Annotated in this window: 12 protein-coding genes, 2 pseudogenes and 1 riboswitch; of the genes and pseudogenes, 6 read left to right on the forward strand and 8 right to left on the reverse strand. The window is 42.7% G+C overall.

The genetic code is table 11. The features are described from left to right. Positions 1-69: 69 nt before the first annotated feature. The 5 genes from cobW to ABWT76_RS23215 all read right to left on the reverse strand — a co-directional run bounded on the left by cobW (position 70) and on the right by ABWT76_RS23215 (position 4,611). Positions 70-1,110, reverse strand: coding sequence for a cobalamin biosynthesis protein CobW (gene cobW, locus ABWT76_RS23195; protein WP_054466104.1), 1,041 nt, complete (start codon positions 1,108-1,110; stop codon positions 70-72). Between the two features lie 135 nt (positions 1,111-1,245). Continuing rightward, positions 1,246-1,665, reverse strand: a complete 420-nt coding sequence (locus ABWT76_RS23200; protein WP_054466105.1) for a DUF1636 domain-containing protein — start codon at positions 1,663-1,665, stop codon at positions 1,246-1,248. Positions 1,666-1,718: 53 nt separating this feature from the next. Further along, on the reverse strand, positions 1,719-1,856 hold the full coding sequence (locus tag ABWT76_RS23205) for a hypothetical protein (RefSeq protein ID WP_156331689.1): 138 nt from the start codon (positions 1,854-1,856) through the stop codon (positions 1,719-1,721). 72 nt (positions 1,857-1,928) lie between these two features. Then, positions 1,929-2,073: riboswitch (cobalamin riboswitch) on the reverse strand. Between the two features lie 191 nt (positions 2,074-2,264). Next, a complete protein-coding gene (locus ABWT76_RS23210; protein ID WP_054466106.1) occupies positions 2,265-2,528 on the reverse strand; it encodes a hypothetical protein in 264 nt (87 codons plus the stop codon). A gap of 1,009 nt (positions 2,529-3,537) precedes the next feature. After that, positions 3,538-4,611, reverse strand: a complete 1,074-nt coding sequence (locus ABWT76_RS23215) for a metal ABC transporter solute-binding protein, Zn/Mn family (protein ID WP_072160735.1) — start codon at positions 4,609-4,611, stop codon at positions 3,538-3,540. A 118-nt stretch (positions 4,612-4,729) separates the two neighbouring features. On the opposite strand from ABWT76_RS23215, the gene ABWT76_RS23220 reads away from it, so the two are divergent. Beyond that, positions 4,730-5,527 (forward strand): metal ABC transporter ATP-binding protein, encoded by a 798-nt coding sequence (locus ABWT76_RS23220; protein WP_054466107.1) that lies wholly within the window; start codon positions 4,730-4,732, stop codon positions 5,525-5,527. A 2-nt stretch (positions 5,528-5,529) separates the two neighbouring features. On the opposite strand, the gene ABWT76_RS23225 is transcribed toward ABWT76_RS23220, so the two are convergent. Then, positions 5,530-5,871, reverse strand: a complete 342-nt coding sequence (locus ABWT76_RS23225; protein ID WP_354635012.1) for a hypothetical protein — start codon at positions 5,869-5,871, stop codon at positions 5,530-5,532. 103 nt (positions 5,872-5,974) lie between these two features. Between ABWT76_RS23225 and ABWT76_RS23230 the strand changes: the two genes are divergently transcribed. From ABWT76_RS23230 to ABWT76_RS23250, 5 genes and pseudogenes are all read left to right on the forward strand, one after another. Beyond that, the gene (locus tag ABWT76_RS23230; RefSeq protein WP_054466108.1) at positions 5,975-6,862 is read left to right on the forward strand and encodes a metal ABC transporter permease; all 888 of its coding nucleotides are present in this window, start codon (positions 5,975-5,977) and stop codon (positions 6,860-6,862) included. Positions 6,863-7,440: 578 nt separating this feature from the next. Beyond that, a pseudogene (locus ABWT76_RS23235) lies at positions 7,441-8,464 on the forward strand (chlorophyll a/b binding light-harvesting protein). Positions 8,465-8,973: 509 nt separating this feature from the next. Then, positions 8,974-9,486 (forward strand): annotated as a pseudogene (gene fldA, locus ABWT76_RS23240) (flavodoxin FldA). Between the two features lie 142 nt (positions 9,487-9,628). Further along, positions 9,629-10,015: an alpha/beta fold hydrolase gene (locus ABWT76_RS23245; RefSeq protein WP_054466109.1), complete on the forward strand. Its 387-nt coding sequence runs from the start codon at positions 9,629-9,631 to the stop codon at positions 10,013-10,015. 90 nt (positions 10,016-10,105) lie between these two features. Then, complete coding sequence (locus tag ABWT76_RS23250) at positions 10,106-10,570, forward strand: hypothetical protein (protein ID WP_156331690.1); 465 nt, start codon at positions 10,106-10,108, stop codon at positions 10,568-10,570. Between the two features lie 378 nt (positions 10,571-10,948). Here ABWT76_RS23250 and queG read toward each other — a convergent pair whose 3' ends face one another. Next, complete coding sequence (queG, locus tag ABWT76_RS23255) at positions 10,949-11,890, reverse strand: tRNA epoxyqueuosine(34) reductase QueG (protein WP_190878935.1); 942 nt, start codon at positions 11,888-11,890, stop codon at positions 10,949-10,951. A 159-nt stretch (positions 11,891-12,049) separates the two neighbouring features. Then, positions 12,050-13,426 (reverse strand): NB-ARC domain-containing protein, encoded by a 1,377-nt coding sequence (locus tag ABWT76_RS23260; RefSeq protein WP_242049931.1) that lies wholly within the window; start codon positions 13,424-13,426, stop codon positions 12,050-12,052. Between the last annotated feature and the right edge of the window lie 98 nt (positions 13,427-13,524).

Here is a 13,524-nt window from a genome sequence, read left to right on the forward strand (position 1 = left end):
ACAAACTCCCCAGTAAGCAAACCCATTAAGTAAAATAAGGGCATTGAAAACGACTTGACATTAAATCAATCAAATCATCGCTTGTTCAATTTTCCCTTGATTCAAACCACGACCAATAAAAACTAAGCGAGTTTGCCGAGGTTCAGTGGGTTGCCAGGGGCGATCGTAAAAATAATCAAACCGCTGTCCCACACCCTGCAACACTAAACGCATGGCTTTATTTGGCACCGCCACAAATCCTTTAATGCGATAAATTTCTTCCGATGCCACCAGGGAAGCAAGACGCTTGACTAAACTGGCTGGTTCAAACCCTTTATCGAGCAGAATATGAACTGAATTAATATCATCATCATGTTCGTGATCTTCTTCCGTATCATGGTGACTCGGACGACTGTCTAAGTTATCTTCTACTGCCGCATTAAATCCTAATAGTAATTCAGGGGGAATATTGCCACTGTCACAGGGGACAATTTTCACCCCCTCTCGCACTTGCGATCGCAACCAACTGCTCACATTCTGTTGCGTTTGGCTATCCACTAAATCAACTTTAGTTAAAAGTACCAAATCGGCACAATTTAGTTGGTCTTCAAACAGTTCAGAAATCGGTGTTTCATGCTCTAAATTTGGGTCAGCTTGGCGTTGGGCTTCCAAGGCTTCAAGATCCCCAACAATTTGGCCTTTGGCCAAAGCTTCACAGTCTACCACTGTCACCACTCCATCCACCGTGGAATGGTTGCGAATTTCCGGCCAGCGGAAGGCTTGAACCAGGGGTTTAGGTAGTGCTAATCCCGACGTTTCAATCACCATACAATCGAGTTGATCTCGCCGCTTTAAAATTTCCTGCATCGTCGGCAAAAATTCTTCTTGGACTGTGCAGCATAAGCAACCATTTGTTAGTTCCACAATATTCGGGTTGACGGCAACAGCCTCATTTTCATCGTCACAAACTTGACACGATTGCAGCAGGTCTCCATCAATACCCACTTCGCCAAATTCATTGACTAAAACCGCAATGCGGCGGCCTTGGTTATTTTGCAAGAGATGCCGAATGGTAGTGGTTTTTCCTGAACCTAAAAATCCGGTGATAACTGTGACAGGTATTTTGTGCATGGGTTACTTTCTTGAGTCTATTGAGTCTATAATTTGGGAATTTTTGAGAATAGATGATTTTTTCCTGCTTAAATCTTTCCTGCTTAAATCTAGGAAAATTCTGTCAGCTTTCTCGCTGCTAAAAATAGTCCGAATTTAAGCAGTGACAGACAATGGGGATAACAATGGGGATAAAGGAGGAATACGGGCGATCGCGCCTTTTTTCATGGGTTCTGGGCGTTCTGACCAAGCCAACAACCCATCAGCTTTGGCAAAATATTGACCAGCACAATCTAAAACTGCCGCCGCAGTTTCCGGTAAACTGGCTTCATCCGCACTCAAATCACCAAACAGATAAGTATATTTTCCCGGCGACGCCAAGGAAATCACACAAGAACGACTACAAGCACTCATACAAGCCACAGGTTCAAGAGATATCTTTTCTCGTAAATCCCAAGTTTCATGTAATTGGGACAATTGATCTAGCAGTTTTTCTCCACCGCTGACGCCAACTTTTTTGCCGTCTTGCCAAACACTGGCGCAAGTGGTGCAAACAAATAAACAATGTTTTGTCATAGATTTAGGTTGAGTTTTCAGAACAATTAATTTAACCAATAGCCCAGGTTAAATTAGCCCACAATTAATCTTGTGGATCGCCTGGATGGGGCAGCGATTTTCTTGGCATTTTCTTGCCATTTTCTTTGCATTTCTTTTTGCAGCGTGGGATTATTGTTCGCGATCGCCCTTAGTAGAATCGCCTTACCCATTTTGACAATTTTAATTCTGAAAATTCTACATTCTCGATCATCCGTACCTCGCAGATGAAAATAAAAGATCGTTAGTTGACAACACCAGCAAGCGGGTATTCTGACTCAGAGACGCATAGTCTCATCACAGTTGCGGGACAGCGCCGGACTTACACCGAACTTTCCCCCTGACGTTTGGTGGCTGATCCCCACCAAAACTCACTGGTTAATCAGATTTTACCTGAAAGTTTGCACATTTGATCCAAGCATCCCGTAAAAAGGTCGCCGGGAATGAGGGGTTAGTCCTCCATTCCCGGCGACCTGAATTCAAGTTGGCCAAATATTCCCGGAGACCGGAGAAATTTCCGGATAAATTCCCGGATAAATTCCCGGATAAATTAAGTTCTGAAAAGAAAATATTCCAGCGGTCTAAAAGCTATCATGGTCGGAAGTTCCATCCACTGAAGTTTGGCCAATTCCTAATTGCTTTTTACTTTGTTTTAGCTGTTTCCATAATCCTTTAATTTCTTTATAGGCAACTGCTGGCGGCAGTTTCCCATTCGTATGTAAACTAGCAATGAACATGACGCGATTGGCAAATTCTTGTAAGTTGGCATTAAATACAAGATTTTCCGGTTTAACTTGACCATAGTAACGACTACGAGGCTCAATGAAATCAAAACGATTGGTCATAATTCACTCTCAATTTTGTTTACTAAATTTTTATGGAAAAAACTTAGAGAAAATTATTAAATATTCTCTAAAATTTTTAAGCATCAAAAACTTACCGCTATTTATCAGCGATAGATTTATAAATCTAAATCAAAATCGTTTCTTTGATAAATAACGTTATGTCTATCGATAAAAATTATCATAACCCTAAAAACCTCTTACTAATTATCAATTAAGCCCAGCCAAACACATTTGTCTCTGATTGCCTGAATTACATTAAATCATCGATATACCTGAGCTTTTATGCAGCAAAAGAATGAGGGATATTTTCCCTCTTGGGTTTTATTAGACTTCTTGGATCATAAAAAATTGCTATCCCTCGATCGCCCTTAAGTAGGGGAGAGTTTTAGATTCATGCCAAAATTGTCTATTTACTTTTACTGACTCATTTCATTTAATGATAACCGATCGCAATCAACTTTGCCAAGTGTTATGGTTATCCGATTAAGATTGCCTTAGCGCTGCCCCGCTTCAAATCTCCGATCCGATAGGGTTTTTCTATCTAGATCACATATTGCTGTAGCCATTGATACAAATACTTCATGGGCAAATTTGCAGATGATTAAATTTGTGAGTCAAACCGTGTTTCCACTTGTCAGTATATTTCCATAAGACTTGGTAGTAGAATAGTGTGATATACTTACTTGCCTCTAGATTGTCCGGTTAAATCTCATTAAATCTCAGTTTAAGGATTAAACATTTCCGATTCTCCGATACACCTAGATGCTGAACTAATATTTGCCAACAAGTCTTGTTTGGGCGTAGGGTGCTTCTGGTGCGGCGGTTCGGCCCTTCGGCTGCGCTCAGGACAGGCTTCGCTCAACGACCGGGGGTGCGGGGGCGCAGGGGCGCGGGGGAAAGTGAAAAGTTAAAAGTTAAAAGTTAAAAGTTAAAAGTTAAAAGTTATGCATAAGTATCACTATTCACTATTCACTATTCACTATTCACTATTCACTCTCCCCTCATCCCCTCATCCCCCCTGCCGACGGCGGTCTCCCCTGCCCCCCTGCCCCTGAAGCCCCTCAAATGGTTGATAAGTTCCCCCTAGGGCTTCTACAACCGTGCGAGTATTAGACACCATCATTTTTATATAAGAATCTCCCTCACTCCCCGGAGCACCAATTGAATCAGAATAAAGTTCTTGGGAGGCTAATTTAACTTGGGCTTCTTGGGCGACGGTTTGAATTAAACTCGGATTAATAGTCGTTTCGGCAAAAATTGCTGGAACCCCAGTTTTTTTGATTTTTTCTACTAACTCACTCTGGGTTTTGGCGCTGGGTTTTTCTTCGGTACTGACACCAATTAAAGTCCCGACAACTTCTAGTCCATAAGCTGCGGTATAGTATTGAAAAGCATCGTGAGTGGTGACGAGTTTTCGCTTGTCTGGGGGAATGGTGGCGATTTGTTGAGCAATCCAGGTATCTAACTGTTGCAATTCCGCCGTGAGTTGGGCGGCATTTGCTGTAAAAATATCCGCATCTTCCGGGGAAATTTCAATTAATGCATCGCGAATTCCATTCACCATCGCGATCGCATTGGCAACATCCCCCCAAACATGAGGATCCGGAACTTTTTGCCCTTCATATTTCATATCCAGAGGTTTTACCAGTTCTCCCACCGCTAACTTTTTGGCATTCACCCCAGCGGCATTGATCATTCTAATCAAACCCGGTTCTAAGTTATAGCCATTGTAGAGAATTAATTCCGCTGTTTCTAATGCTTTGATATCTGCGGGTACGGGTTCGTAGGTATGAGGATCCGCACCAGGGTCTAATATGCCGATCAGATTAATTTCCTCTCCAGCAAGTTCAGCAGTCAAGTCCGTGAGAATGGTACTGGTGGAGACAATCTGCGGTCGATTCCGCAAAGCGGATCGCGAAAGCGAATCGCCACTCCCAGGATCTGGGCGGATCTCCGCTGCGGTACAGCCAATCAATGCGGCGAATAGTAACCCAATCCCTAGGGTGTTGGTGTATAAGGTAGCGCGAGTTCCGAAACGTCGGTCTTTTGAGGCATCGCCTCCTTGATGAGTGCTTACTTTCATAAATCTTTAAACTGTTTCATATTTCTTTCATTTTTGTATTGTATGATATTTTCATAATCCTTTCATTTTTCAGATTGTATTGCTCTCAAAGCAGCCAAAGCCAGAACAGGAGGCCACGATGACTACGATCCAGTTTCCCCTAAATGCCGACATCAATCGCCGCGAAATTCCTAGCATTACGGTGAGTCATTTAACCGTTGCCTATCGGCAAGTGCAAGCCTTGGTGGATGTGAACTGCGCGATCGCTCGTGGGCGACTGACCGGCATTATTGGGCCGAATGGGGCGGGCAAAAGTACCTTGATCAAAGCCATGCTGGGATTAGTTCCCACCGTTGTTTCCGGGGAAAATTGTGGCATCGTCCTTTATGAAGGCAAACCCTTGGTGAACCAACGGGAAAAGGTGGCTTATGTACCGCAGCGATCGCAGATTGATTGGACATTTCCCGCGACAGTCTGGGATGTGGTGATGATGGGACGGGTGCAGAAAACCGGCTGGTTTCGTCCTTTTTCCTCCGTCAGTCGTCGTCTAGGGGCTGAGGCTTTAGCCAGAGTGGGCATGAGTGATTATCGCGATCGCAAAATCGGCGAACTCTCTGGAGGACAACAACAGCGGGTGTTTTTAGCCCGTTCCTTAGCCCAAGAAGCGGATATTTACTGTTTTGATGAGCCCTTTGTAGGCATTGACCAAAAAACCCAAGATATTATTTTCGATATTTTTCACGAACTAGCCGACCGGGGCAAAACCGTCGTAGTCGTGAACCATGATTTAGGCAATTCGATTCAGAATTTTGATGATTTGATTTTATTAAATCGGCAGGTAATCGCCTGTGGGTCGCGCGAACAAGTGCTCAAGGCAGAAAATTTATATCAAGCTTATGGCGGAAAAGTTGTATTTTTTAATAGTGAAGCCGCATAGTATTAGGGTGGGCAAAATTTGCCAGCAACGAAGCGGCAGGCAAATATATCTGTAGGGGCGAAGCATTGCGGTAGTAAATCCAGGCTTGTCACCAATAGATTATTGCCCGCAATGCTTCGCCCAGATCCGATATCTGTAGGGGCGAAGCATTGCGGTAGTAAATCCAGGCTTGTCACCAATAGATTATTGCCCGCAATGCTTCGCCCAGATCCGATATCTGTAGGGGCGAAGCATTGCGGTAGTAAATCCAGGCTTGTCACCAATAGATTATTGCCCGCAATGCTTCGCCCAGATCCGATATCTGTAGGGGCGAAGCATTGCGGTAGTAAATCCAGGCTTGTCACCAATAGATTATTGCCCGCAATGCTTCGCCCCTACCAAACAGGAATCCTCCTATTTGATATCATTATTTGAGATAATTATTGATTGAGTCAATATCGATTTTTTATGTGGGAACTATTAAGCGAACCTTTACAATATGCTTTTATGCAGCGATCGCTGGCGATCGCGATTTTAGTGGGTTTAATTTGTGCGGTTGTCGGTAGCTATTTAATGGTGCAACGGTTAGCCTTACTCGGTGATGCTATTAGTCACTCCGTACTCCCAGGATTAGCGATCGCCTTTCTTCTCGGTGGCAATATTTTTATCGGCGCCTTTATTGCCGGGGTGCTAAGTACGGTCATTATTGCCTGGATTCATACACGATCGCCCATCAAAGAAGACGCGGCGATGGGCATAGTTTTGTCGGGATTTTTTGCCCTGGGAATTACTCTGATTACGGCGATCCAAAAACAGAATAAAATTGACCTCAACCATTTTTTATTTGGCAATATTTTAGGAGTCACTGCTGACGAAGTCCGCGATACTGCCATCATCACCATTGTAGTTTTATTAGTCGTGATTTTTCTCTACAAAGAACTCTTATTTTACACCTTCGATCCATTGGGGGCTGAATCCGCCGGATTGCCCGTCAATCTACTCAACTTTGGTCTAATGGTGCTGATTGCTTTAACCGTAGTTGCCAGCATGAAAACCGTCGGCGTTATCCTAGTTTTATCATTACTCATTACTCCGGCTGCCACCGCTTATTTATTAGTCAAACAACTGCATCAAGTAATGATTTTAGGAGCAGTAATTGGCATTATTTCCAGTATCAGTGGAATGTACCTGAGTTATTACTTGAATCTCCCCTCTGGGCCAGCCATTGTATTAGTAGCTTCTAGTTTCTTTATCTTATCTTTATTCTTTAGTCCCCGTCACGGCATTTTCACTCACCGTCAAACAAATCCTAGGGAATTTGCCATCTGGAGAGAAATCAAAAATTTTTGGAAATAAGTCCCCCGATCTCCCTTCCCCTCTTGGACGTAGCAACACTAATCTTTTAAGCCGCAAGCATTGCGGGCGCAAGTAGGGGCGATCCGATCCGCGATCCCCGCGCCCCTACATGACATAACGATTTTTCCTACAGGGGTTTTCACGCCCTACAAGATCGGCTCTTTGGATCCACTTCATCCCCGATTCACTTGACACTTTTTCGCAACTACCTTGATTTAACTTTATTTAAACTTATTGAAAAATATTACCGATAAATGAGGGCGGTTGAAAGCCGAATCGATATGTAACTTCACCAACCCCGAAGCGGTGGGTCGGGTCGATCGCCCATCGATCGCTTGCTAAAACCCTGATAAAACAAAGCTTTTACGCTTATTTGGGGACGCTGGGCAGGTCAGCGATCGCCGGTTATCTGAGCCAAAAGGCGATCGGGGCAGAGCAGAATCGCCAAAATCTTAACAAACCTTAATAAATTTTTATTGATAAAGATTGTAGAATAAAGTGACTTATTAATAAAAATAGTCAATAAGCTTTTGTCTGCTTGAATTGATTAACCCATTCTGTAACCCATCTTGTAACCCATGCAAACTTACGACAATCCAACGGTGAAATATGACTGGTGGGCTGGTAACGCCCGGTTCGCCGACAAAAGCGGCTTATTCATTGCCGCTCACGTTGCCCAAGCGGCGCTGATTACCTTCTGGGCGGGTGCATTTACCTTGTTTGAAATTTCCTGGTTTGACCCCACCCTACCCATGAGCGAACAAGGACTAATATTGCTTCCCCACCTAGCAACCCTGGGTCTGGGTGTTGGGGATGGCGGCAAAATCGTGGACACCTACCCCTACTTTGTCGGAGGTACAGTTCACCTGATTTCCTCAGCGGTACTCGGTGCGGGGGCCTTGTTTCACATTCTCAAAGCACCCGAAGACCTGAAAACTGCCTCCGGTCAAGCCAAAAAGTTTCACTTTGACTGGAACGATCCCAAACAATTGGGGCTGATTTTGGGGCATCATTTACTGTTTTTAGGCATGGGCGCTTTATTGTTAGTAGCCAAAGCCATGTATTGGGACGGACTTTATGATGCGGCAACTCAAACCCTGCGCGTGGTGACAGAACCAACTCTCAATCCATTTGTGATTTATGGCTATCAAACTCACTTTGCCAGTATTGATAATTTAGAAGACCTGGTGGGCGGTCACATTTATGTAGGCGTGATGCTCATTGGTGGGGGAATTTGGCATATCTTAGTTCCGCCAATGGGCAAAGAAAGTCTTAACTTTCTCCGGGGAAGCAATTCTTTCTTACTCATTAGGTGGCATTGCCTTAGCTGGTTTTGTAGCCGCTTATTTCTGTGCCGTTAATACCCTCGCCTATCCGGTGGAATTTTACGGTCCAGTGTTAGAAGTAAAAATGGGAATTACTCCCTATTTTGCCGATACGGTTAACTTACCTTTGGGCGAACATACTCCTCGTGCATGGTTAGCCAACGCTCACTTTTTCCTCGCATTTTTCTTCTTGCAAGGACATTTGTGGCACGCTATCAGAGCAATGGGGTTTGATTTCAAGCGAGTAGAAAAAGCTTTGAATTCTGTGGAAGTTTAATTCTTAGGAATTACATGATTCCAGCAACCCGGTTGATTGGGTAGCTATGGATGCCAGCCATAAGTTTCCTAAATTTTCCTAGAGTTTCCTAGATACAAAACCGGGTTTTCTCAACCGCTCCTCACACTATTTTTAGTTATGAACTGTCCTTGTTGTTCGGGAAAAGTCCTCCGGCATATCGGTCGCAATGGTTTGTACTGGTATTGCCCAAGTTGTCGCCAAACTATGCCAGTTTCCGAAGAAGTTAATCGGCTGTTTTTGCAGCCGGAGGTTTGCTCAAAATCAAGTCCTCAAGTTTATATGTTCTGATGAAGCCAAGATTATCGCTGCAAGCGATTGAACAATGACAGAAATAAAAGCACCGATTCTAGAGGTAGGTAAAATGAGCATTTTTTTGCCTAAAACATATAGCTTTTAATGATTTTTTTGCCAAATTATTTAGAGATATTAGCAAAAAATACTCATAACCCTAAAGCGCTGACTAAGAAGGATTAATCTAGGAGAAAAGTATGGCCAAAGTTGGTTTATTTTATGGAACACAAACGGGAAATACCGAAACGATCGCGGAAATGATTCACAAAGAACTGGGTGGCGATAGCGTTGTTGCTTTGCACGATATTTCTGAGGCAGAAACCAGCGATTTTGGGGATTACGATCGCATTATTATTGGCTGCCCAACTTGGAATGTGGGAGAACTTCAATCTGATTGGGAAAGCTTCTAGGATGAATTAGACAGCATTGATTTTATTGGCAAGAAAGTGGCCTATTTTGGCGCTGGCGATCAAATAGGATATGCGGATAATTTTCAAGATGCCATGGGAATTCTCGAAGAAAAAATTACCTCCCTTGGGGGGCAAACCGTGGGTTATTGGCCGACAGATGACTATGATTTTACCGAGTCGAAAGCAGTTAAAAATGGTAAGTTTGTCGGCTTGGCGATCGATGAAGATAATCAGTCAGATATGACCGGTCTCCGCGTGAAATATTGGGTGGATCGACTAAAACAAGAGTTTGGCTTGTAAAGGTTTCTGTCTTTCCTTAAAAAGACGGGGAATTGATAATTAAGGATTTACTCGGAAACCGGGTTTCCCAAAAAAACTCGGTTTCTATTCCTAGCCTGTCACAATCGAGAAAATTTATTACAAATCAAAAGGAGGTTTTCCTATGTCTTTATCACCGGATGCACTGTGGATTAATGTTAGCCCCGCGTTAGAAAAATTCAATCGCCCGCTATTAAAGCAGTTATCGGCACAAACCGCGATCGCTAAATGGGAATATAGTCAAACTCCCGACGAACCCACGTCTTTAGAAATTGCTGTAGATTTACTCCATGATTATTTAAAAGATCGCCAACAGCCAATTCATTTACTCGGACATAGTACCAGCGGACTATTAGGATTAATGTACGCCCGTCGCTATCCAGAAAAAGTGCGATCGCGTAGCGTTGCGGATGCAACATCGCTCACACTTCTCTCTGTCGGAGTGCATCCTGCGGTTGATTGGCAAGCCCATTATTACGCACAACTCCAAGTCTTGCCTTGTTCTCGGTAAATCATTTTAGCCCGAATGGTTTACAACTTATTTGGCAAGCAATCTCATGTCGTTACCAAAGAAATCATCAAAATATTAGAAAACGATCTAATGAGTTCTTTATCACCTCATAGTTTATATCAAAGATTTAGTATGTTTCCGGGCAATGCACCAGTTCCTATGTTAATTTGTGGCAGTGATAACGATTTCGTGGTTGACTCTAATTTATTGCATGGATGGCAGCCTTGGTTAAAAGAAGGCGATATTGCATCCGCAACGCTACGCGATGTTGCATCCGCAACGGTTCGCGATGTTGCATCCGCAACGGTTCGCGATGTTGCATCCGCAACGCTACGCGATGTTGCATCCGCAACGGTTCGCGATGTTGCATCCGCAACGCTACGCGATGTTGCATCCGCAACGCTACGCGATCGCATATGGTCATGTCCTGGAGGCCGTTACTTTTTTCAGTATTTCCATTCGCAACTGGTCAGCGAACAAATTACTAAATTTTGGCAATTGTCCGGTTTATTTCCTAAGCAGCGAAAAAAATATGCCATGTTAGTTAGGGAATAGTTTACGCATACATTTTGATTTATTTTGAATTTATGTTCAATTTTTAATTGCTGATTAGCGAGGAAATAACGAAGTAGGTGAACATAATTAATTGCACTTTTCGTTCCCCTGCGTAAATCTTTGGATTCCCGCATATAGGAAGGATGCATAGGAGAGAGATTCGTAGGAGAGAGAAGAGAGAATATCTTTACTAGGCATCTCTTTACTCTTTCCTCTTTTCTTCTAATCGGGTCTGTGGTGAATTTATTTCTGCCCGTAAACTTATATCGTTATGCCAATTTTTTTTCTATTTAATCGGCTTAATCGGCTAATAATTTAAGAAATTATTGCTGCAATTGCGAGATTAATTTGGGCGCAAGCATTGCGCCTCTACGGTTTTTAACCTTCACAATTTCCCAAATTAGCCCTAGCATTCCGCCGCCACATTTCGGGTTTAATCCGCCGCAAAGCCGAAGCGGGAAAACGCCGATTCCATTCGTCTTCTGATAACTCTGCCAGTTCTGCCAAAGTCGGGGCAAGATTCTCTGGATAAGGCTCAAATTCTTTCACATCTGTAGGCTGGGCAAACCGTTGATTCCAGGGACAAACATCTTGACAAATATCACAACCGGCTACCCATCCTTGTAAATTAGACTTAATTTCATCCGGTAAATCTTCTGCCCGGTTTTCAATCGTATGATAGGCAATACAACGGTTAGCATCAACCACAAAAGGCTTAACAATAGCCTGAGTAGGACAAGCTTCAAGGCAGCGATTACAAGTGCCACAATGTTGGGTATGGGCGCGATCGCCTGTTAATTTCAGATTCGTCAAAACCTCCCCCAAAAACACCCAAGATCCATACTCACGAGTAATCAAATTCCCATTTTTAGCAATCCAACCCAGACCAGCTTGTTGCGCCCAAAACTTATCAGAAATTGGCCCTGTATCCGCATAATAACGGGCTTTAATTCCGGGGGCTTGTGCCTCTAACCAAAGAGAAAAAGCTTTCAATTTTTTATCCAATACCCGATGATAATCTCTGCCCCAACCATAGCGAGAAATTTTGGCAATTTTTGGCTCGTCAGAATGTTGATATGGGGTATAATAATTTAATGCCACAGAAATCACCGATTCTACATCGGGCATCACTTGACGAATATCTTGGCGTTTGGGATTAGCCATCCATTGCATATCTGCTTGATAGCCATGATTTAACCATGATTGTAAATGGCTAACTGCTGAGGAATCAGCCTCATCTACTAGAGAAATGCCCACTTTATGAAAGCCAAATTCTTGGGCTTTTTGTTTAATTTGGTTACTGGTAATTGGATAATTCATGCATGGAATAATCTTGATTTAATGATATAATATTTGCAGGGGCGGTAGGGGCGAAGCATTCGGGCGATTAATTTCGGGGTAAAAACAAATAATTTATTACCCGAATGCTTCGCCCTTATCCAGTAGTAGGGTGGGCAAAATTGCCCACCCTACAGGCAGTTATTTTTCCCCAGTGATTCTCAAATATGCCCGAATCACATTAGATAAATCAAGCAACACCTTTTCTCCTGCTATTATGTTGATTAAATAACGTCGCTTCAAAGATTGCAATCCGTTAATCAGCGCAATTGGTGACAGGTCTAAACCTTGCTTTAATTCTTCCTTAGATATCGGCTTATCCCATTGGCTTAATTTTAACATAATCTGTTCTTCTATCGGGGATAATCGCTGGAAAAACTCCTTAATTTGTAATTGAGTATCAACGGGGATAATTAGGCAATCTTCAGCTAAAAACTCAGACACTTTGCCGCCAAAAACATGGCTGATTAAACTAGCAATATCTTTTAAGTAAGCCGGATGTCCTTCATAGGCTGTCATTAAACTTGACAAATTGCGATCGCCTGACAATCCCAGAGATGTAAAAAAATTGGGATCGGTTAAACCTTTTAATTCTAAATACTTGACTGGTGATAAATTGTCGTTGAAGCTGAACATCTCTTGAGATTGTTCCTGACTCAATAATATCGCACAGCTTTGATGTGTAATTTCTCGCAAACTGCTAAACAAAGTTTTATAGTCTTCATATTCGCTTTTATATTCTCCTGCCAATTGTCCAGGGGTAAACAACTCTTGCACGTCATCCAAGATTAGCAAGCATCTTTGCTGAGATAAAATATTAATTAATTGACTAATGGCGTTGTCAGTAATAATCAGGTTATCTAAATTGCCATTTGCACAAATATCTGTAATTATGCTATCTAAAGACCGGGAAAACTTAAGGCTTTTCCAGACCACCACATCAAACTTTTGCAGGTTGAGGTCAACAAACTTTTTCACTAGGGTAGTTTTCCCAATTCCCGGTAATCCCAAAACCGATATCAAACGAGTATTTTCCTCTAGTACCCAATGGGATAAAGTTTGTAGTTCGGTTGTGCGATCGCAAAAATAGGCGATACTCGGCGCGATCGCTAAATCCCGATACTCGGTTTTTTTGTTTATTTCCTCTGTCTCAGGGGTTGATGTGCTACTGGGTTGAATATTGGGATGACACCAAGTAATATGACTGTTGACCAATCCAACAAACTGAGAATTTATTACTCTCTCAATTGTCCAACAAAAATTAGCTCTAGTTACTTTTTCATCTAACTCTTCAGATAACTGTTTAAATAACCAACGACTGGTATCCCCAATATAGTTTGTATCGTATCCATGTTCGTCGGCAATTTGACTGTATGTTTTACCTTCCCACAGACCTTTAACCACAGTTTTTTCTAAGTCGTTGAGGTGTTTGCCCGCTTGCTTCTCTACGAGGCGATCGACCAACTGCAACACTTCTGTAATCGTCATACAAACGCTGGTGGTATAGGTTACAGCCATTATAGCTTACCTTGGCTCCAGAAAATCAGGTTTTTTCAGGGGTTTTTGTTACATTTTGTTACCAAATTACCTAGAAAATCAGGTTTTTTTCCGATTGC

It is taken from the genome of Planktothricoides raciborskii GIHE-MW2 (assembly GCF_040564635.1).
GTDB lineage: Bacteria > Cyanobacteriota > Cyanobacteriia > Cyanobacteriales > Laspinemataceae > Planktothricoides > Planktothricoides raciborskii.